Origin of the sequence: Nostoc sp. DedSLP03 (assembly GCF_034530815.1) — a bacterium.
GTDB lineage: Bacteria > Cyanobacteriota > Cyanobacteriia > Cyanobacteriales > Nostocaceae > Nostoc.
The window spans coordinates 1-20,592 of record NZ_JAVRCK010000040.1; the positions used below are offsets into that span (position 1 = coordinate 1).

The following is a 20,592-nucleotide window of genomic DNA, read 5'->3' on the forward strand; positions in this document are numbered from 1 at the left end:
CAATTTATCTGGCTGCTTCTGTCATTTGGCTCAATTGATGACACGCCCTAGGATTAAGTCTTAATAAATATTCATATTAATCTGGTGATTTCTAAGTATCTTCTTTTTCAGATAATAAAAATATACCAAGGCTAGTTGGGACTAAAAACATTTGTAGCCATGAAAAAGATTTAGGTTTTAATGACTTGTATAATTAGGAATTTTTTGCTGCGATCGCTTCCAAGGATGCTCGTGTCTATAGCAATATTATTAGCGGACATAATTTCATTTAATTGTGCGATCGCAAATGCTACAAATGTAATTAAGTTAATTTATTTAGATTTTTTTGATTAAAAACAACTCATTTAGTAATATTATAAGCATGAGCATAAAAACCTCAATTTCTTATTATAACTTTTTTAGAAAATACACCTTTTGACATTGAGGCTAGACTCTTGATTTTCTCCTTGTGCCGTGAGTTGTCTTTTCTAGAGACGGTTACATTCAGGAAAATTTCAATGTCATTAGACAAAAATATCCTTGAGCAACCAGCAAATAAGCTGCTGGCAGTTCTGCCACCTAGTGACTATGAACGCCTTGTCCCGCATCTAAAGCTGGTTTCGCTCCCATTTCAGAAAGTCCTTTACGAACCAGGCGAACCCATTACACAGGTCTATTTTCCTAATAAAGCAGTGGTTTCTATAATCACTACTATGGAAGATGGCTCGACTGTGGAAGTTGGTTTGGTAAGTAATGAAGGCATGGTGGGTATCCCAGTAATTTTAGGAGACGATACCACAACCACAACAGCATTTGTGCAGATTCCAGACAGTGCGATGCAGATGGATGCGGATATACTTAGAAGCGAGTTTAATCGCGGTACTGCCTTTCAAAGCGTGTTACTGCGCTACGTGCAAAGTATGTACACTCAGATAGCACAAGGATCTGCCTGCAACCGTCTTCATAAGCTAGAAAGGCGGCTGGCTCGCTGGTTGCTGACAGTTTCTGACCGTCTGGAATCAGACGAATTTCCACTTACGCAAGAATTTATCTCCCAGATGCTGGGTGTACGTCGCGTTGGTGTCACCCAAGCAGCTAATATCCTGAGCGAAGCTGGAATCATCACCTACCACCGCGGCCAGATTAAGATCCTGAATCGAGAAGCTTTAGAAAAAACTTCTTGTGAATGTTATCAAATTATAGAAAATGAATTTGTTCGTTTATTGGGCAATCAGCCAATCAACAGCAAAAATAGTTTTTGTTAAGCTTCTATGTAACAAACGGCATAGACTCAAACAAGTGCTTTGATTTAAGCTTTCTTAGAAGATGTTTGAAAAGTTGTAAAGTATACTATAAACCCCGCTTCCATTCCTCTCCCCGTTGGCGTCAGCCTGCCGTTAGGCAAGCGCATAGAGGCTTTTAAACCCCTATTCCCTTGTGAGTGTTGGAGGGCTAGGGGGGTTAGGTTTCCAAGGCTTTGATGTGGTGAAAAATACTTGTTCATTCATCCTCTAGATTGTCCCTGTGTTTCTTTAGCGAATACATCTTTTGACATTAGGATCAGATCCTTAAATCCTTTCCCTATGTCCTGAGTTGGCTTAAAGTCACCTACCTTAAGGAGAGTTACTTCTAATGTCATTAGAAAAAAGCTTCTTTCAGCAACCACCAAATAAGCTGTTGGCAACTTTGCCAGCCAGTGATTATGAACGTCTTGTCCCCCATCTAAAGCTAGTTTCGCTCCCACTTGGGCAAATCCTTTACCGAGCAGCCGAACCCATTACACACGTCTATTTTCCTGATAAGGCAATGGTTTCTATAGTCACAACTATGGAAGATGGCTCAACGGCGGAAGTTGGGATAGTGAGCAATGAAGGCATGGTAGGTATGCTGGTAATTTTAGGAGACAACACCACAACCACAACAGCGCTTGTGCAGATTTCGGGCGCTGCTATGCAAATCAATGCAGATATATTGACAGCCGAGTTCAATCGGGGCGGAGCTATTCAAAAGCTACTGCTGCGTTATGTACAAGCTGTATACTCTGAACTGGCGCAAGGAGCTGCCTGTAACCGTTTCCATACACTGGAAGAACGGCTGGCTCGCTGGCTACTGACAGTCTCTGACCGTTTAGAATCAGAAAATTTTCCGCTCACGCAAGAATTTATCTCTCAGATGCTAGGTGTACGTCGTTCCGGCGTGACGGTAGCGGCTAGCACCCTCAGCCGAGCCGGAATGATTAGCTACCAACGCGGTCATATTAGCATCCTGAACCGAGAGGATTTGGAAGCAACTTCTTGCGAGTGTCATCAAGTCATCCAATACGAATTTGCTCGGTTACTGGGCATGAAGCCCAGTAACCGAGCCAAAAAATTTTTTTGAGCTATATGTGCGAAACCGAACAGACTGGCAAAAGTCTGTTAATTTAAAGTATTATGATCGAATTTCTCTTTTAATGTTCAGTGAGCGAAAACACTCTTAAGCCGCAAGTAAATAAGTTACTCGCGGCTTTGCCAAGCAATGATTATGAGCGCCTTGTTCCGCACCTGAAGTTAGTTTCGCTTCCGACTCGGCAAGTTATTTACGAACCAGGAGAACCCATCACTCACGTCTATTTTCCTCAACACGCAGTGGTTTCTATCGTCACTATTATGGAAGATGGTTCGACAGTGGAAGTTGGGATAGTGAGCAATGAAGGCATGGTAGGTATCCCAGTAATTTTAGGAGGCAACACAACAGCCACAAAAGCGTTTGTCCAAGTTGCGGGTGCTGGAATGCAGATGGATGCAGATGTTCTGAGAACCGAGTTCAATCGGGGCGGAGCTATTCAAAAGCTGCTGCTGCGCTATGTACGAGCTATATATACCGAACTTACACAATCATGTGCCTGCAACCGTCTTCATTCATTGGAGGAACGGCTGGCCCGTTGGCTGCTCACAGTCTCTGACCGTTTGGAATCAGAAGAATTTCCGTTGACGCAAGAATTTATCGCCCAGATGTTGGGTGTAAGGCGCTCTGGTGTGACAGTAGCGGCTAGCACCCTGAGCCGAGCCGGAATGATTCGCTATCAGCGTGGTCAAATTAACATCCTGAATCGGGAGGATTTGGAAGCAACTTGCTGCGAGTGTTATCAAGTTATCCAAAACGAATTTGCTCGGTTGCTAGGGAATCAGCCAAGGTGCATAGGCGTAGACCGCACTTCGGCTGCGCTCAGTGACCGTTGTAAACATCCCCAATAAACAATATTAAGTTACTATGTCCGAAACCGGACAGACACTTGCTAATTGGTTCCTTTAAGATTTAGTAAAGTATGCATCAAATAGCGTCAAATAAGTAGTACTTGATGCGATCGCTACTTCAAGTCTTTGAGCTATGGGGCGGTAAGAAGAATGTCTAATCAATCAATGTCTTTTCAAGGTCTGCGATTGCTCGTTGTTGATGATGATTCTGATACAAGAATATTACTTACCTTCCTTTTTGAATTAGAAGGAGCAGAAGTGATTGCAGCGGCTTCAGCAGACGAGGCTCTCAAAAGAATGTCATCTTTTAAACCAGACATCCTAATTAGTGACATTTGCTTACCCGATGAAGATGGCTACTCATTACTCTTGAAGGTCAGAAATTTAGAAGCAAAGCGAGGTAGAAAGATTCCAGCGATCGCTCTGACAGCATCTACTTTCGAGGATGACCATAAACGTGCATTATTAGCAGGTTATGATATATACCAATGCAAGCCAATAGACTTAGACGAGTTAACTTTTATGGTTGCTAGTTTAGTTGGAATCGAACAAGACGTTTGTCATATTTAGATGTAACCAGGGATAACTCATTAAGTAAAAAAGCTTTAACTAAATTTTATTTATTTTCAAAATGCGATGTCTACGACGAGCTAAACCGTCGTAGACATCGCATTTTTGCAACAATCTTTTGATTAATTTTATTTTTGATTAATTTCGCTATCAGTAAAAAACTTTTAAAATCCAGTGATATAAAATATACTAAGAATAAATACAGAGAACGACCAAGTAATTCTCTGCAAGTACTCATTTTTTCATATTAAGGAGTGCATTATGGAATATCTTGCTTATTCTCAGATGTTTATTGCTCAAGAAGAGGCATCTGAAAACACTAAATATCATCTTCCTCAACCTCAATTCAATTGGAAAAAACTGCTTAAATCTTCGGCCTGGTTAACTTTTGCTGGTGTCGGTGTATTGTTTGCTGTTGTAACCCAAATTCAAGTAAGTTCCGCTGCCTATGTCAAGACTAACGGCAGTTGTTTACGTGTTCGTACTGGCCCAAGCAGCAACTACTCGTATGTGGACTGTGTACCAAATGGCGCAACACTTCCAGCAATTGAACGATATGAAAATGGTTTTGCCAGACTTTCTACAGGTAGATACGTTTTTGCGCGATGGATTGGTAATAGACCTAACAATCCTCCTGTGACTAGACCTGGCGGTGTTGGCGGTTCGGTGATTCTTACTCCTGGTTCAAAAGGTCAGCTCGTCAGAGATGTGCAAACAGCTTTAGGTAATCTTAGAATTGATGGAATTTACGGTCAAGAAACTGTTAGCCGAGTCCGAAGCTTTCAGCAAAGCAAAGGTCTACTTGTAGATGGTGTTGTAGGTCCCGAAACTCGATCGGCTCTGGGTATTTAACCAGAAGCCACCCTTGGAAAATCTCGTGGTTTAGTAAATATTGTCAAACTAGTTTTGAGGGTTTGTAGTAAGCACTTTAGTGCTTGAGAAATAAGGACTAAAGTCCTTACTACGAACTTGCTTACCCATGAATGTAATTTTGGACAATCTGCAAAATGCGCTCTGCTGCATGACCATCCCCAAAGGGATTGATTGCGTTTGCCATCGCTTCGTAAGCATCTGAGTCACTGAGTAATTCAGCAGCAGCTGCAACAATGTTCTCAGTTGTAGTCCCAACAAGTTTGGCTGTACCAGCTACCACAGCCTCTGGTCTTTCGGTAGTGTCTCTCAAAACTAGTACTGGTTTTCCCAAGCTGGGAGCTTCTTCTTGCAAGCCTCCAGAGTCAGTGAGTAAAAGATGCGATCGCCCAATTGCCCCCACCAAATCTCCATAATCTAGAGGATCTGTCAAGAAAATTCGGGGATGATTCCCTAAAAGTTCCTGCAACGGGACTCGCACTGTCGGATTGCGGTGCAATGGTAGTAGTAAAGCTGTATCAGGAAACTTGTCTAAGATTTGTAAAAAGGCTTGAGCGATCGCTAATAGAGGTTCTCCCCAATTTTCCCGACGATGAACTGTTGCTAACAAAACCCGATATGAATCCCAATCTAAGCCTGGGACATCGCAAACTACTTGAGTTGCAGCGACATTTAACAATGCATCAATTACAGTGTTACCTGTCATGTGAATTTCACCCAAAACACCAGAACGGTGCAAATTTTCCACAGCCCAAGGAGTCGGCGCAAAGTGCAACTGAGTAATTTGAGAAATCAATCGGCGATTAGCTTCTTCTGGGTAAGGATTGAAGATATCATCAGTTCTTAACCCTGCTTCTACATGACCAATAGGAATTTTTTGATAAAAAGCTGCCAAAGCTGCGGCAAAAGCAGTGGTAGTATCTCCTTGCACTATTACTAAATCTGGTTTTTCCGTCTTAAATAATGCTTCTAATCCTTGTAAACTACGGCAGGTAATATCATTTAGAGATTGCTGAACCTGCATAATTTCCAAGTTATAATCCGACTTGATATTAAACAGTTGCATAACCTGCTCAACCATCTCCCGATGTTGTCCAGTTAAAATTACTTGCAACTGAAATTCTGAAGACTTTTGGAAAACCTGAATCACTGGAGCGAGTTTAATTGCTTCCGGGCGAGTACCTAAGATAATGCAAACGCGTTTTTGATTAGTCATTAGTCATCTGTAATTTACCATCTATAGTTAATGGTCTATAGTCAATGGTCTATGGTCAATAGTCGGTGGTCAATCCTCACATAAACCATAAATATTAATGGATAAATCACACAAGATATAAAAAAACCAGCTTAACTGGGCAAATGCATTGTTTGTCTAATTAACCTGTAATAACTATTTAAAAGTTCACATTATAAAAACCATGAAAAAACCCGGCTTAACCGGGCAGACGCACTGTTTGTCTAATTAACCTGTAATAACTATTTAATTTCACAAGTTAGAGGGCAAGCAGCGTAAACAGTAGCCTGCATTTGGTCTGCCTCTCCATGCAGCCAGCTTAACCATTTAACTTCACTAGGATGAACTCCCTTTACAGTTAGCACACCCGCAGCCAATACAACTGCCATGACATTAAACATTATTAGAGCGCCTGCTACAAGCAAAACCGCACTAACAGGCATCACAGATTGCAAGATAATCGACAACAGACATCCGACCGTAGCCATTAAGACAACTAGTGGAAAACCCACAACCAACAAACATACTGCTAATGTAAAAGTCCATATTAAAAAGCTTTTAATCATCAACAAGGAGTAGGTCTTTCCTTGATTAGAGCTTTGAGCAGAAACCATGACTTTTCCTCCCAGAATACACAACAGATTTTAATTTCAGTAATATCTCACTTTTTTGCGAGTAAACTGAATTGTTTCAGTAAAATTCAGTATATAAAAACTAATTGGGAAAATGAGCATTTATTTACTAAAGTTTACAGTTAATTTTTTGTAATTATGGATATAAACTCTATTTTCTATCTATGAAAAAAACTTGTTTACTGCATCTACCTTCAGGTATAGAACCTAAAAGGTATGAATTTTAAACCTCGATCCCCAAGCGATCGCTCCGATTCAACTTAACATTTCTTATAAAAACTAGTAGTTTTTCTCATAATTCCTAGACAGCCTGAATAGATGAACTGCTAGTATTTGTACTGTTAATTGCTAGCAATTCGTGCCCATGCCTGGGATAAATTTCTCATCTAAGTCATGAGAATATTTACTTTAAAAGCAAAGCATTAAATATGACTTTATAACCTCTGTGTGTTTGCTGAGGTCTTTTAAGTACTTGCGTGTGTTAAACCAGTTTAGATAGGTTAAATAATCTATCTAAATATTCTGAGTATTAAAATCTTAGGAAATAAAAGATACCAATTGGGGTGAATGAAATAGATTGACCGTGGTTCTAGATTTTTAATCGCCTTCTATCACCGCTAAGGCTTGCAGACAAGCATTCTCCAAAAGTCATCAAAGCAAATGACTTTACTTCTCGTTAATTCAACTTTTTAACTGCCAAATGTGAAGATATATGACAGAATCACAGTCTCAATTAAATTCTAACTCTGCTGCCGGACGTAATTTACCACCAATGCCGCCGCCTCCACCGCCAACCCCAACCTTTAGTACGCAGCGGCAGATGACACAAACACTCGATATGTCAATGGATAGGGGCACTAATGCGCCTGTTGCAGGTCATCGTCCGGCTAGTCCACCGCCAATACCTAGTTCAGTTCGCCCTCAAAACAGCAGTCCAGAACTAACTTTAGAAAAGTTAATCAGAGAAGCTTACGATCAGGGATATTCTGACTTGCACTTGGGTGTGGGTGAACCACCCCGCTTCCGCAGCCGAGGAGAAATTCAATCAGGAGATCATCCAGAAACAGATAAAGAAACTTTTATGAGTTGGTTGCGGGAGGTAATGACTGAGGGAGAAATTCAGCGCTTTGAAGAATCGTTAGAATTTGACGGAGCAACTCAATACGAATTTGCTCGCGTGCGGATTAATGTTTTTGGCTCCCTTAAAGGGCCTGCAATGGTGTTGCGGTTGATTCCGCTAAAAATCTTAACTATGGAACAGTTGAGATTACCTCCAATTTTTCGGGATATTTGTCATCACCATAAAGGTTTGATTTTGGTGACAGGGCCCACTGGTTCTGGTAAGTCCACCACAATGGCAGCGATGATTGACTACATCAATAAGGAGATGGCCAAGCATATCATCACCATTGAAGATCCGATAGAATTTGTCCATCAAAGCCGCAAGTCCTTAGTCAAACAGCGGGAAGTGGGAATGCACACCCGAAAATTTGACAACGCTTTGAAGGCAGCTTTGCGGGAAGACCCAGATTTGATTCTGGTAGGGGAAATGCGGGACAAGGAAACTGTTAACACCGCCCTAAAAGCCGCTCAAACTGGTCACTTAGTCATGGGAACCTTGCACACCAATAGCGCGGTCAAAACCATTGAACGGATTCTCAACCTCTATTCTGGTGATGAACAAGATGCAATGCGGGTGGCGATTTCTGAGTCTTTAGTGGCAGTAATTGCTCAAGGTTTGTGTCGCACAACTGACGGTAAGCGAGCTGCTTTCCATGATGTCTTGATCAACACTGAGGCAATTAAAGAATGGATCAAAGATGGTAAGTATGATGAAATTGGCGAACTGATGAAACAAGCCGGCTTTGACGGCATGATTACGATGAATCAGTCATTGCTGAATCTCTATCAAGACGGACGAATCACTGAAGAAACTGCTTTGGAAATGTCACCAACTCCTAACGAAATGGCGCAGTTTCTCCGAGGTCGAGTTTAGGATTGGGCATTGGGCATGGAGAAGAGACAAGGTAGACAAGGAAGAGGGGAGAGACAAGAGAGACTTGTTCCCCTTGTCTCCTCTGCTCCTCTGCTCCTCTGCTCCCTCTTCTTCCAGTACCTAATTGCAAATATTTTTGCAATCCTGGTTGAGGTTATAGCTAAGGTAAAAGGTAAAAGAGAGAATTTTTACTTTTAGTTCCCTAACCTCTGTGAATAATTTGACAACAAATAAACTATCTACACCCCAGTTGTTTAAAGGCATTGCGCTATTTACACCTGGAGGAGATTTAATTTACTGCATCGACCCTAGCAAGCAAGGTCGATGGCATTTGCATTTGTGCTCGGCTTTGCAAGAAATTCTAGATTTACCAGAGCCACCGCACTTTTTAGTGCCTTGTTATACTGCAACTCTTGACAATTGGTTAGATCCGCGTACTCAACAAGTACGAACTTTTGCTGAAGCTTATCCGGCTGTAATTAGACATCAAGCTTTGCTAAATGCTGTTTTTGGCACGGGAGAATTAGTATGGCAAGCAGCTCCTTGGCAAGAGGGATTGTGCGATCGCATGGTGTTAACAACCTATCGTTCGTCATTTGGCCAGCTTTGGGAGGATCACGATTTAATTGTCCGTCTAGACCTTTCTGAACCTGTGCCAAAATATCACCAACCAGTAATAGTACAAAAAAAAGAAGCTATTACCCAAGGCTATGTTCTCCGCTTATTTGTTGCCGGACATAGCAGTTCTACTGAACGCATTCTGCAAAATTTACACGAATTGTTAGAGCGATCGCTCAAACACCCTTATACTCTGAAGGTGATTGATGTTTTAACTCATCCAGAACAAGCAGAACTAAATCAGGTTTCTGCAACTCCTACCCTTGTCAAGGTTTGGCCTCATCCAATTCGGCGAATCGTTGGAGAGTTGGATCGTGTAGAAAAGATTTTACAGATGTTAGCTGTTAAGGAAAACTTTTAAGTAATTAGACTAGTTTTTTTGCTAAGTGCGCGAATGGGTAGGTGTTGATGAAGGGGTTAGTACAAAAATGGCTAGATTGCTTGATCTGCAAGAATTTGAGAGCTTTAGCATCTTGAAACCATCCGCGCACCTCGTATAAACTGACTTTCAGCTATTTACAGTTAGCACAATTCCCAGTCCTTATGTTATGATTTTCGCATTCGCGCTGTTGAACCTTGAAAACCAAATAACACAGGGCTTTCAGACGCCTGCGATCGCAATCAACTAAAATCCCTATTAGGGATTGAAACGTTCCAGAACGGTCCACCAGGTGGGGTATTCTTATCGCAATCAACTAAAATCCCTATTAGGGATTGAAACCCTTGTGGCCCACGCCATCCCTCCCCCAATTATTAATCGCAATCAACTAAAATCCCTATTAGGGATTGAAACGAGATGTTGCGATCGCTTCAACAAAGGATAAGGGTATCGCAATCAACTAAAATCCCTATTAGGGATTGAAACCGACCGCGGGGGTGATGGAGAATCGGGGGATTTCATCGCAATCAACTAAAATCCCTATTAGGGATTGAAACTTGAGATGCTAACGTTGGGGAAAGAAGGACGGTACATCGCAATCAACTAAAATCCCTATTAGGGATTGAAACCGGAAAACCAAGGGAGACTACGACGCGAAAGAATCGCAATCAACTAAAATCCCTATTAGGGATTGAAACTGAACATCTGCGGGCACTGTGCCCGCAGCATCGGATCGCAATCAACTAAAATCCCTATTAGGGATTGAAACAAGACATACTACTGATTCAGGTATTAATAAAGCTTCAAATCGCAATCAACTAAAATCCCTATTAGGGATTGAAACAAGCGTATCAAGGCTGAGATGGACTCTCTGCGCTTATCGCAATCAACTAAAATCCCTATTAGGGATTGAAACTTTCTTTTGACTACAACTTCACCATCAAATGCGGATCGCAATCAACTAAAATCCCTATTAGGGATTGAAACTAAAAAAGAGCAAAAGGTAAGAGACATGGCATTATCGCAATCAACTAAAATCCCTATTAGGGATTGAAACTGGTAGTGTGTGCTTATTGAAATAGGCATCACTAGCTAAAATCGCAATCAACTAAAATCCCTATTAGGGATTGAAACGAGTTCCTTGAGAGGGGCGATCGCTATTCTATCAAATCGCAATCAACTAAAATCCCTATTAGGGATTGAAACTGCGTTGATGGCAGGATGGAAACCTCTGAGCGTACATTGCAATCAACTAAAATCCCTATTAGGGATTGAAACCCACACAGCAGCAAAATCACCCGCTACTTGAATGATCGCAATCAACTAAAATCCCTATTAGGGATTGCAACCTTTAAGTACACGACTTCGTGCGGTACTGTTTAGACTCAAAGAAAGTTAGACTCAAAGAAAGTCAGCTATATTTAAGTTAATAGAAGAGCATTTGACAAATAATTTGTCGTTCTACAAATAAATCGGGATGACTGGATTCGAACCAGCGGCCCCTTCGTCCCGAACGAAGTGCGCTACCAAGCTGCGCCACATCCCGCCATAAAAATGGCATTGTAAATTAAGAATATCACAACCTGCACTAAATAGCAGAATTACATCTATATAGATACGATCGCTTCATCAAAGACTTTGCTTGCTAGGATTAAATTTGTATAACTCTAGTGGTAAAAGCGGATTGTGACTGTAAAACCAGACTGGTTGCGGGTGAAAGCACCTGGACGTGAGCGCATCGGTAACGTTAAAGAAATTTTGCGGGATTTAGCCCTCAATACAGTTTGCGAGGAAGCGTCCTGTCCGAATATTGGTGAATGCTTCAACGTTGGGACTGCCACGTTTTTGATTATGGGGCCCGCTTGTACGCGCGCTTGTCCCTACTGCGATATTGATTTTGAGAAAAAACCCAAACCACTAGACCCCACAGAACCTACACGACTGGCCCAAGCTGTTCGCCGCCTGAACCTTAATCATGTAGTCATCACTTCTGTAAACCGAGATGACTTGCTTGATGGTGGTGCATCTCAGTTTATAGCGTGTATTGATGCAGTTAACTCTGTTTCACCCAACACCACAATTGAGGTGCTAATTCCTGACTTATGCGGTAATTGGAATGCTTTGGAGTCGATTCTACAAGCTGCGCCAGAGGTATTAAACCACAATACCGAAACGGTTCCACGCCTATATCGCCGGGTGCGTCCCCAAGGAAACTACGATCGCACATTAGAATTATTGCAGCGCACTCGCAAACTTTCTCCTAGCACATACACTAAATCCGGGATCATGGTTGGACTCGGTGAAACTGATGCCGAAATTCGCCAAGTCATGCAAGACTTACGAACCGTGGATTGCGACATTTTGACCATTGGGCAATATCTCCAACCCAGTCAAAAACACTTGCAGGTAAACGAATTTGTTAATCCAGAACAATTTGCTGACTGGAAGGCATTCGGCGAAGAAATCGGATTTTTACAAGTTGTTTCTTCGCCATTGACAAGAAGCTCTTATCATGCAGAACAAGTCAGGGAGTTGATGGAACGCTACCCACGCTCAAAAGTTAGGAGTTAGGAATTAGGAGTTATGAGTGAGCGGATGTACTCCAACACACAACTTTCTGTTGCAATTCTGGGTGCGGGTGCTTGGGGTGCATCTCTAGCAAATCTCGCTGCTGCAAATGGTCATCAGGTGCGCGTGTGGTCGCGTCAAGGTTCCCAAACTCTCGAAGCAGTTTTAAAAGATGTCCAAATAGTGCTGTCCGCTATCTCAATGATTGGTGTGAGAGATGTTGCTTCCCAAGTTGAGTCTTTCCCCCTTTCTCCAGAGACAATTTTTGTGACGGCGACAAAAGGCTTAGATCCCCAAACCACCTGCACGCCTTCACAAATTTGGCAAACAATATTCCCTAACCATCCAGTAGTTGTTTTATCTGGGCCTAATTTATCAAAAGAAATTCAAATGGAATTACCAGCAGCCAGCGTGGTAGCCAGTAATATTCCCACGGCTGCGGAAGTAGTGCAGTTAGTATTTTCTTCTCATCGTTTTCGGGTATATACGAATCCCGATCCCTTGGGCGTGGAACTGGGGGGAACACTGAAAAATGTGATTGCGATCGCAGCTGGTGTATGCGATGGTTTACAACTGGGAACCAATGCCAAAGCTGCTTTAGTTACCCGTGGACTGACAGAAATGGTTCGTATCGGCAACAACTGGGGCGCTAAGACGGAAACATTTTATGGTTTATCGGGTCTAGGAGATTTGTTAGCAACGTGCAATAGTCCTTTAAGTCGCAATTACCAAGTCGGCTATCAGTTAGCTGGTGGTAAGTCACTTACAGAAACTCTCGCAAATTTACAAGGAACTGCTGAAGGAGTAAACACTTGCCGAGTTTTGATGCAACGAGCCAACCAACAAAACATCGCAGTCCCAATTACCGAGCAAGTTTATCGGTTACTTCAAGGCGAAATCACACCCGGACAAGCACTTGATGAACTGATGTTGCGAGATATCAAGCCAGAGTACAACTACTAGTTAGTGGTCTGTCAAATCAACTTGATAGCTAAATAAGTTAGTAGTAAGGACTTTAGTCCTTATATCAAGCATTTCAGTGCTTACTACATAACAAGCTTTCCTTAGCTTGATGGACTACTAATTAGTAGTCTGTCAAGTTGAAGTTGGCACTTTCAGACTGACATGCAAAACGACGTAGGTACACAAAGAGGGTGTTTGGTAATTTATCCGCATCTTCTATCCCCGTGTCGAGAGAATTTTCGCCGTTAATGCTAATCACTTTCCCAATATCTATTAGTTCTACTTATACCTGAATAATCCTGAGAAAAAATTGCTAAATCGTCAGGATATTACTTTTGCACCCATGTAAATGTGACTATGCCAATTATAAAGATGACATTCACTGAAGGATGTTTATACTGTGTTACAAAAGTTACTATCAAAAAACCATCAAGGTTGAAATATTAACTAAGTAGTTCAAATATTGCAAACCTAGCTGTGGATTTAAATAGCTATTGGTTTAATCAAAAGTTTAGCAGCCGATTAAGTTCAGTAATTCTGTATCTAATAAAACCCTTACAGTTAATTTCTAAAAAAAATTGTAAGGGAACGTTCAACTATGTTAGTTCATCGTTAATCGCGGGAACAATAGCAACAGTTGAATAGCTGACCGAAATCTAAGCTGACCGAAATCTATTGTTACCTGGAGCCATTGAGACGATCTTTATGCCAGCAACATCTTTTTATGCAGACGCCCCCTACAACACCAAAAAGTCTAGCCAGGCTTTGGACTCGGATCTCACGGTTGATGACAGTGAGTTATCGGTAGATGACCTACAGGAGCTAGAACTGGCTTCTGTTGACAATGCTAACTTTGCTGCTAGCACCAACCGTCGGAGTACAGACCTAGTACGTCTATATCTTCAAGAAATTGGTCGGGTTCGCTTGTTAGGGCGCGATGAAGAGGTTTCAGAAGCTCAAAAAGTCCAACGCTACTTGCGGATGCGGATAGTACTTGCTAACGCCGCAAAGCAAGGGGATGAAGTGATTACACCCTATCTAAGGTTAGTTGAAGTTCAAGAACGTCTAACCTCGGAACTAGGACATCGCCCGTCTTTGGAAAGATGGGCTGCCACTGCTGACATAATTTTATCCGATCTCAGACCTATTTTGGCAAATGGTAAACGTCGCTGGGCTGAAATCGCTAAGTTGACTGTAGAAGAGTTAGAGCAAGTCCAATCCCAAGGACTCCAAGCAAAAGAACACATGATTAAGGCGAATCTTCGCTTGGTTGTGTCTGTTGCTAAGAAGTATCAAAATCGTGGTTTGGAATTGTTAGATTTAGTCCAAGAAGGTACATTAGGTTTGGAGCGGGCTGTAGAAAAATTTGACCCAACTAAGGGTTATCGCTTCAGTACCTATGCTTACTGGTGGATTCGTCAGGGTATTACACGGGCGATCGCTACTTCTAGTCGCACGATCCGCCTACCGGTTCATATTACCGAAAAGTTGAACAAAATCAAAAAAGCTCAACGCAAAATTGCTCAAGAAAAAGGTCGCACCCCAACTCTGGAAGATTTAGCAACTGAGTTAGAGATGACACCGACCCAAGTCCGAGAAGTTTTGTTGCGCGTTCCTCGCTCCGTTTCTTTGGAAACCAAAGTAGGAAAAGATAAAGACACTGAGTTAGGCGAATTACTCGAAACTGACAGTGTAACTCCAGAAGAGATGTTAATGCGAGAATCTTTACAAAGAGATTTGCATCATCTTCTATCAGATTTGACTAGTCGGGAGCGCGATGTAATTCTGATGCGGTTTGGTTTGGCAGATGGTCATCCTTATTCTTTAGCAGAAATTGGCCGCGCTCTTGACTTATCGCGCGAACGAGTCCGCCAAATTGAATCTAAGGCTTTGCAAAAGCTACGTCAACCCAAGCGCCGCAACCTCATCCGCGACTATTTGGAGTCTCTGAGTTAGTCATTTGTCATTAGTCATTTGTCATTAGAAAATTACACTTGACAAATGACTAGGGACAAAAGGGTGATTTTATTCCCAGGTCAAAAGCCTTTTATCGGCTTACAGCAAATAATTAGCATTAAACTGTATAAAAGTTGTCCCCAATCTTTGCTCAGATATCTTGAAGGTGGGAGCAACTAAGAATTCAAATTTAACTTATGCGAAATTCAAAGTCAAGGGATGCAATCGTTACAAGTATCCTAACTATTAGCTGTATGCAAATTCAATGCACTACAGCTAATTACTTGAATTTTGCTCAAGATTTGATGAATTGTTCTTAAATATTTAGTAAGAATTCTCAATAGGCAATGATTGTTGCAAATTGCTCCCAAGATTTGTTATATTCTCAACTAACAAGCTTTGTTGAGAACTATTAGTATGACTGTCTACACAACTACTTCACTCAAGGCAGAACTGAACGAACGAGGCTGGCGTTTAACTCCCCAGCGCGAAACAATTTTACACATTTTTCAAGAACTTCCGCAAGGCGAACATCTGAGTGCGGAGGATCTTTATCATCGACTCGAAACTGATGGTGAAGGGATCAGTCTGTCAACTATTTATCGGACTTTGAAGTTGATGGCAAGGATGGGAATTTTACGGGAATTAGAATTGGGCGAGGGACATAAGCATTATGAGATCAACCAGCCCTATCCCCACCATCACCATCACTTAATTTGTGTTCGATGCAACTCAACTATTGAGTTTAAAAATGATTCAATTTTAAAAATTGGGTCAAAAACCGCTCAAAAAGAAGGTTTTCACCTTTTAGATTGTCAAATGACCATCCATGCAGTGTGTCCCAAGTGCCAACGGGCGCTGATGCCGCTTTAGCACTTGGGTGGATAAATAAGACGAAACTACTCAAATTAACCAAATAAATGGAATCTGAGCAGTTCGTAATTTGCTGTTACTGGAGGCAAGCAACCAGTTGGGAACTGATACTAACGACACCAAAGCGGATGTTAAAAGCGTCCGCTCTTAAGATCCTTAAGACTAATCCCGTAGAATTCTTGGGCTTGTTTAATCGCTTTTTTGGTGTCATCTGCCATCACACCATTGAGCTTGCCTTTATAAAAACCCCGTTCCCGGAGTCGGGTTTGAATTTCTAAGGTATTAAATTCGCTTTTGCTAGTAGTATTAACTGAGCTATATAACTTAGCTCGCGTAGTTGGGCCAGCAACACCACTTGCTGCTAAGAAATTAGCTGCCTGAAATCTCTTTACAGCATCAGCAGTGTAAGGGCCATAGTAGCCATTTGGCTCTCCCTCTAAATATCCTGCTTGGATCAATTGTTCTTGAACAATTCTAACTGGCTCACCGCGATCGCCTACACGAAGTTTGTCTCGATTAACTACCTTTGAGGGAGCCTCTTCTCCATCACCGATGCCAACTCCCGGCAATTTACTTAATGTTGCTGGGCCCGCAATTCCATCAACGCTTAATTTGTAAGAATCTTGGAACCGCTTGACAGATTCTTCGGTAATTGGGCCAAATATGCCTGTAGCGTTTCCGTAATAAAAGCCTGCGATTCTTAACCGTTCTTGCAAAGCTCTGACATCTTCACCTTCATCTCCTTTAGCAAGGTAGTTGGGATTGCGGCGTTTACTGTTGGCTGAATTAGTAGTACTGGGCTTTTTGGCTTGTGCGCTTACAGCAGTGGTTCTCTTAGCTTGTGTAGCCCTAGTTGTGGGCTTTTTCGCTTGCCAATTTTCTAATTTTTGCAGGGTGCTTGCTCCAACAATGCCGTCCACTGGTAAACCAGCAGCCTTTTGGAAGCGCCGCACAGCTTCTTGGGTGGGTGCGTCATATACTTGGGTAACAGAAGATTGGTAAAAACCTGCTGTTCGCAATTCTTGTTGTAGATTTCTGACAGAAGGGCCTCGATCGCCTTTTTCTAGTGCCATGACGCTGCTAACAGCGCCAAGAATAGATAAAGACAGAGCAAGGGGCAACATATACTTCCAAGCCCTACCTGAAAGCCTTTTCCAGTCTGGTGCAGCTGCGTCCTTAAACAAGGAACTGAGGGAGACCAATTCACTGGGTGTGCTGTCTTCGTAGGCGAAAGCTAGGTGCAAATACGCAAGATTCTCCATATTTGTTTCCTACACCATTGATTTTTCTTCGATAACTGCTTCAGCTTGATGTATTAGGTTCCTCAAAGCTTCTAATGTTCCTATATTTACATCCTCCCATAAATTGCGCTTGTGTGCCTCTAATAATTTTTCAGCAATATCACGCAGTGCGTAAGGGTTCTTTTGCTGAATAAATTCTACAACAACTGGATCGAGTAAATAAGCATCTACTATGCCTTGATACATGTAATCTTCGACACATTTTGCGGTTGCATCGTAGGCGAATAGATAATCTACTGTCGCCGCCATTTCAAAGGCTCCTTTGTATCCGTGGCGCATTACTCCTGCAATCCACTTGGGATTAACTACGCGAGAACGATACACTCGTGCAATTTCTGCTTTCAGTTGACGAACGCGTGGTTGGGCGGGTATAGAATTATCTCCAAAATAAGTTTGGGGATTTTTTCCCTGTAGAGAACGCACGGCTGCCGTTAAGCCACCCTGAAATTGGTAATAATCATCAGAATCGAGTAGATCGTGTTCGCGGTTATCTTGATTGTGCAGGACTATTTGCATTTGAGACAAGCGTTGCTCGAAGGCTTCGGTATTGGGCATTGGGCATTGGGAATTAGGAAGAATTTCTGCCCCTCTGCTCCCCTGCTCCCCTGCTCCCCTGCTCCCCTGCTCCCCTGCCAAGTTTTCCGAAGAATAAGCGTAAGAACTCCAGTTAATGTAGGCGCGGGCTAAATCTTCGTCATCTGTCCAGTTTTGTGATTCGATTAAACCTTGGAGTCCGGCGCCGTAAGCACCTGGGCGAGAACCAAAGATGCGATAGCGCGATCGCACCACGGCTTCTTGTATAGTTAATCCCTGGCTTGTCCACAATTCAGTCTCTTGGCGAACTGCATCTGCTACGGGATTTTGTTCTGGCGGTTCATTTAAATCTGCTACTGCTGATACTGCTTGAGCGAATAAATCAATCAAGTTGGGAAAAGCATCGCGGAAGAATCCCGATATTCGCAAGGTGACATCTACACGGGGACGCCCCAAAATCGCTAGGGGCAAAATTTCAAAATCTACTACTCGACGTGCTGCACCATCCCAGACTGGCTGGACTCCGAGTAAAGCTAAGGCTTCGGCTATATCATCACCGCCTGTTCTCATGGTGGCTGTTCCCCACAATGATAAACCTAGTGTTTTGGGATACTCGCCATGTTCTTGAGTGTAATATTCTACGAGATTTTCAGCGGCTTTTCTCCCGATATCCCAAGCTGTCTCTGTGGGAATGGCGCGAATATCGACAGAATAAAAGTTTTTCCCTGTTGGGAGAACTTCCGGGCGGCCGCGTGTGGGTGCGCCAGATGCAGCGCTGGGGACATATCCGCCATCGAGTCCGTGTAATAAATGGGTGATTTCTTCGTGAGTTTGTTGTAAGGCGGGAAGGAGGCGATCGCGTATCCAGTTAAGGGTAGTGCTGAGTGGGGAGTTAGGAGTTAGGAGTGAGGAGTTAGGAGTTATGAGTTGTTCTACTAGAAGGGCGGCGTGTTCTTCTAGGACTTCGACGATATCGCCGAGGGTGTGGCATTCTGTGCCATTGACTATTGAGTATTCACCACTAGTCATTGACAAATCGGCTGTGAGGGGATCGAAGTCTAAACCCCAATCTTGAGCTATGGCACGGGTAATACCTGAAGAATGGCGATTGGGGATGCGAGCGATCGCTACTATTAAATCCCTTAATTGTCGTCCTTGGGGACATTGCCCAAAAATGTGCAAGCCATCGCGGATTTGGGCTTCTTTTAATTCACACAGATAGCCACCTATGGAATTCAAAATTAAAAATTCAAAATTCAAAATTTCTTCGTTTTGAATCCCCAAATCCTGGTGTAAATTTTCTTTGATTACCAGTTCGTGGATGCGATCGCGAATTACTGGCAAACGCGAAGGATCTAAACTGTCGGCTTCATAATACTCATCAATTAAGTTTTCTAGCTGTTGCAAAGAACCGTAGAGTTCCGCGCGAGTCATTGGCGGCGTGAGATGATCTATAATCACCGCTTGAGCGCGACGTTTGGCTTGGGAACCTTCACCAGGATCGTTGACGATAAACGGGTACAGGTGGGGAAGTGCGCCAAAGGCTACTTCTGGATAACAATTACTCGATAAAGCCACACTTTTACCCGGTAGCCATTCTAGATTTCCGTGTTTCCCTACATGAACTACAGCATCAGCACCAAAAGTTTCTCTAACCCAATAATAGAAAGCTAAATAAGCATGGGTTGGTTCTAAATCCGGCGCATGATAATTCAAGCTGGGGTCATTATCATAACCCCTTGCTGGCTGAATTCCCACGAAGATGTTGCCGAGTTGAATTCCGGGAACGGGGAAAGAAGCAGAGGGGCACACTTCGGCTGCGTTCAGTGACCGGGGGGCAGGGGGGAATAATTCTTGATTGCTTTCCTGCTCTAAATTTCCCCACCGTTCAGTAATACCTTGCTGCACTGCTGGCGGTAATGAAGCGAAATATTCTTGATATTCTTCCCAAGAAACACTTTGGTGTACTGGAAGCGATTCTCTACCTTCGGGATCGTTGGTTACACCATCTGTCAACCGTTGAATCAACTCGTCTCCTTGAGCAGGTGGATTTTCTACTTCATATCCAGCTTGACGTAAAGCTTGCAGTATTTCTACACAACTTGCTGGGGTGTCGAGTCCCACACCATTGGCGAGGCGGCCATTGCGGTTGGGGTAGTTTGCCAGAATTAAAGCAATTCGACGTTCTTGGGGTGGTTTGGAACGTAGACGCGCCCAATTTGCTGCTAGTTTAGCAACGAACTCAATGCGATCGCTCACTGGTTCATAAATTACCACATCTGTCTCTAAATGGGGATTACGAGTTTGCAAGGCTTTAAAAGACACAGCACGAGTAATAATTCGCCCATCTACTTCTGGTAGCGCCACATTCATCCCAATATCGCGGGGAGAAAGCCCTTGAAACTGTGACTCCCATTGCTCAATCGATCCGCCACTGAGGATTACCTGCAACACAGGCACATTTAATTTTTGCCAAAGTTCGGTTTGGGGTGTTTCGCTTTCCAAGCGTGCTAGAGAAAAACTGGTAGTATTTAGCAGCACAGCGATTGATTCGGCTTCTTTGGGTTGGAAAAATTCACTCAACTCAACTTGCACATCTGGTTCGCGCAATGAAGAAACAAATACTGGCACTGGTTGTAAATTTTTCTGTACCAAAGCTTCGCATAAAGCATCAATTACTTTAGTATTCCCCGCTAAATAATGAGCGCGGTAGAAAAGGATGCCGACTTTGGGGATTGAGGATTGGGGACTGGGGGACAAGGAGACAAGGGGACAAGGAGACAAGGTGGATTCATCCAGTTCCAAGGTGGATGAACGAGTATCTGAGGTGGATTCATCCGGTTCAAAGGTGGATGAACGGAGTTCTGAGGTGGATTCATCCAG

General features: G+C 42.8%; 16 protein-coding genes, 1 tRNA gene and 1 CRISPR repeat array. Of the genes, 12 read left to right on the plus strand and 5 right to left on the minus strand.

Features of this window, described 5'->3' with window-relative positions; genetic code table 11:
- Window positions 1-497: 497 nt before the first annotated feature.
- From RM368_RS19630 to RM368_RS19650, 5 genes are all read left to right on the plus strand, one after another.
- Complete coding sequence (locus tag RM368_RS19630) at window positions 498-1,244, plus strand: Crp/Fnr family transcriptional regulator (RefSeq protein ID WP_322695602.1); 747 nt, start codon at window positions 498-500, stop codon at window positions 1,242-1,244.
- 367 nt (window positions 1,245-1,611) lie between these two features.
- The gene (locus tag RM368_RS19635; protein ID WP_322695603.1) at window positions 1,612-2,358 is read left to right on the plus strand and encodes a Crp/Fnr family transcriptional regulator; all 747 of its coding nucleotides are present in this window, start codon (window positions 1,612-1,614) and stop codon (window positions 2,356-2,358) included.
- 80 nt (window positions 2,359-2,438) lie between these two features.
- Complete coding sequence (locus RM368_RS19640; RefSeq protein ID WP_322695604.1) at window positions 2,439-3,215, plus strand: Crp/Fnr family transcriptional regulator; 777 nt, start codon at window positions 2,439-2,441, stop codon at window positions 3,213-3,215.
- 150 nt (window positions 3,216-3,365) lie between these two features.
- Window positions 3,366-3,785, plus strand: coding sequence for a response regulator (locus RM368_RS19645; protein WP_322695605.1), 420 nt, complete (start codon window positions 3,366-3,368; stop codon window positions 3,783-3,785).
- Window positions 3,786-4,046: 261 nt separating this feature from the next.
- Window positions 4,047-4,637, plus strand: coding sequence for a peptidoglycan-binding protein (locus RM368_RS19650; protein WP_322695606.1), 591 nt, complete (start codon window positions 4,047-4,049; stop codon window positions 4,635-4,637).
- A gap of 121 nt (window positions 4,638-4,758) precedes the next feature.
- On the opposite strand, the gene wecB is transcribed toward RM368_RS19650, so the two are convergent.
- Window positions 4,759-5,871, minus strand: a complete 1,113-nt coding sequence (gene wecB / locus RM368_RS19655) for a non-hydrolyzing UDP-N-acetylglucosamine 2-epimerase (protein WP_322695607.1) — start codon at window positions 5,869-5,871, stop codon at window positions 4,759-4,761.
- A gap of 260 nt (window positions 5,872-6,131) precedes the next feature.
- Window positions 6,132-6,503: a hypothetical protein gene (locus RM368_RS19660; RefSeq protein WP_094349008.1), complete on the minus strand. Its 372-nt coding sequence runs from the start codon at window positions 6,501-6,503 to the stop codon at window positions 6,132-6,134.
- A 730-nt stretch (window positions 6,504-7,233) separates the two neighbouring features.
- On the opposite strand from RM368_RS19660, the gene RM368_RS19665 reads away from it, so the two are divergent.
- Genes RM368_RS19665 through RM368_RS19675 form a run of 3 tightly spaced genes read left to right on the plus strand, consistent with a single transcriptional unit; the run spans window position 7,234 to window position 9,496 of the window.
- The gene (locus tag RM368_RS19665; protein ID WP_322695608.1) at window positions 7,234-8,517 is read left to right on the plus strand and encodes a type IV pilus twitching motility protein PilT; all 1,284 of its coding nucleotides are present in this window, start codon (window positions 7,234-7,236) and stop codon (window positions 8,515-8,517) included.
- A gap of 15 nt (window positions 8,518-8,532) precedes the next feature.
- Complete coding sequence (locus tag RM368_RS19670; protein ID WP_322695609.1) at window positions 8,533-8,715, plus strand: hypothetical protein; 183 nt, start codon at window positions 8,533-8,535, stop codon at window positions 8,713-8,715.
- 13 nt (window positions 8,716-8,728) lie between these two features.
- Window positions 8,729-9,496: a circadian clock KaiB family protein gene (locus RM368_RS19675; RefSeq protein ID WP_322695610.1), complete on the plus strand. Its 768-nt coding sequence runs from the start codon at window positions 8,729-8,731 to the stop codon at window positions 9,494-9,496.
- A gap of 253 nt (window positions 9,497-9,749) precedes the next feature.
- A CRISPR array of direct repeats spans window positions 9,750-10,863; the repeat unit is 37 nt; unit sequence ATCGCAATCAACTAAAATCCCTATTAGGGATTGAAAC.
- Window positions 10,864-10,986: 123 nt separating this feature from the next.
- Here RM368_RS19675 and RM368_RS19680 read toward each other — a convergent pair.
- A tRNA-Pro gene (locus RM368_RS19680) sits at window positions 10,987-11,060 on the minus strand.
- Window positions 11,061-11,200: 140 nt separating this feature from the next.
- Here RM368_RS19680 and lipA point away from each other — a divergent pair.
- The 4 genes from lipA to RM368_RS19700 all read left to right on the plus strand — a co-directional run bounded on the left by lipA (window position 11,201) and on the right by RM368_RS19700 (window position 15,874).
- Window positions 11,201-12,085 carry a lipoyl synthase gene (gene lipA, locus RM368_RS19685; RefSeq protein ID WP_322695611.1) on the plus strand — a complete coding sequence of 295 codons (885 nt, stop codon included), beginning with the start codon at window positions 11,201-11,203 and terminating at the stop codon, window positions 12,083-12,085.
- Window positions 12,086-12,109: 24 nt separating this feature from the next.
- On the plus strand, window positions 12,110-13,045 hold the full coding sequence (locus RM368_RS19690) for an NAD(P)H-dependent glycerol-3-phosphate dehydrogenase (protein WP_322695657.1): 936 nt from the start codon (window positions 12,110-12,112) through the stop codon (window positions 13,043-13,045).
- A 705-nt stretch (window positions 13,046-13,750) separates the two neighbouring features.
- On the plus strand, window positions 13,751-15,001 hold the full coding sequence (sigC, locus tag RM368_RS19695) for an RNA polymerase sigma factor SigC (RefSeq protein WP_322695612.1): 1,251 nt from the start codon (window positions 13,751-13,753) through the stop codon (window positions 14,999-15,001).
- Between the two features lie 417 nt (window positions 15,002-15,418).
- Window positions 15,419-15,874: a Fur family transcriptional regulator gene (locus tag RM368_RS19700; protein WP_012407750.1), complete on the plus strand. Its 456-nt coding sequence runs from the start codon at window positions 15,419-15,421 to the stop codon at window positions 15,872-15,874.
- A 131-nt stretch (window positions 15,875-16,005) separates the two neighbouring features.
- Here the strand turns inward: RM368_RS19700 and RM368_RS19705 are convergent, their stop codons facing one another.
- Both RM368_RS19705 and cobN read right to left on the minus strand, forming a co-directional pair.
- The gene (locus RM368_RS19705; protein ID WP_322695613.1) at window positions 16,006-17,136 is read right to left on the minus strand and encodes a peptidoglycan-binding protein; all 1,131 of its coding nucleotides are present in this window, start codon (window positions 17,134-17,136) and stop codon (window positions 16,006-16,008) included.
- 9 nt (window positions 17,137-17,145) lie between these two features.
- Window positions 17,146-20,592: cobaltochelatase subunit CobN (cobN, locus tag RM368_RS19710; RefSeq protein WP_322695614.1), on the minus strand; the 3,447-nt coding region annotated here is incomplete at its 5' end.

Bases quoted from the DNA above. Each gene is read 5' to 3' on its own strand.
- RM368_RS19630 (WP_322695602.1), top strand. From the start codon at position 498: ATGTCATTAGACAAAAATATCCTTGAGCAACCAGCAAATAAGCTGCTG.
- RM368_RS19635 (WP_322695603.1), top strand. From the start codon at position 1,612: ATGTCATTAGAAAAAAGCTTCTTTCAGCAACCACCAAATAAGCTGTTG.
- RM368_RS19645 (WP_322695605.1), top strand. From the start codon at position 3,366: ATGTCTAATCAATCAATGTCTTTTCAAGGTCTGCGATTGCTCGTTGTT.
- RM368_RS19650 (WP_322695606.1), top strand. From the start codon at position 4,047: ATGGAATATCTTGCTTATTCTCAGATGTTTATTGCTCAAGAAGAGGCA.
- wecB (WP_322695607.1), bottom strand. From the start codon at position 5,871: ATGACTAATCAAAAACGCGTTTGCATTATCTTAGGTACTCGCCCGGAA.
- RM368_RS19660 (WP_094349008.1), bottom strand. From the start codon at position 6,503: ATGGTTTCTGCTCAAAGCTCTAATCAAGGAAAGACCTACTCCTTGTTG.
- RM368_RS19665 (WP_322695608.1), top strand. From the start codon at position 7,234: ATGACAGAATCACAGTCTCAATTAAATTCTAACTCTGCTGCCGGACGT.
- RM368_RS19670 (WP_322695609.1), top strand. From the start codon at position 8,533: ATGGAGAAGAGACAAGGTAGACAAGGAAGAGGGGAGAGACAAGAGAGA.
- RM368_RS19690 (WP_322695657.1), top strand. From the start codon at position 12,110: ATGTACTCCAACACACAACTTTCTGTTGCAATTCTGGGTGCGGGTGCT.
- sigC (WP_322695612.1), top strand. From the start codon at position 13,751: ATGCCAGCAACATCTTTTTATGCAGACGCCCCCTACAACACCAAAAAG.
- RM368_RS19700 (WP_012407750.1), top strand. From the start codon at position 15,419: ATGACTGTCTACACAACTACTTCACTCAAGGCAGAACTGAACGAACGA.
- RM368_RS19705 (WP_322695613.1), bottom strand. From the start codon at position 17,136: ATGGAGAATCTTGCGTATTTGCACCTAGCTTTCGCCTACGAAGACAGC.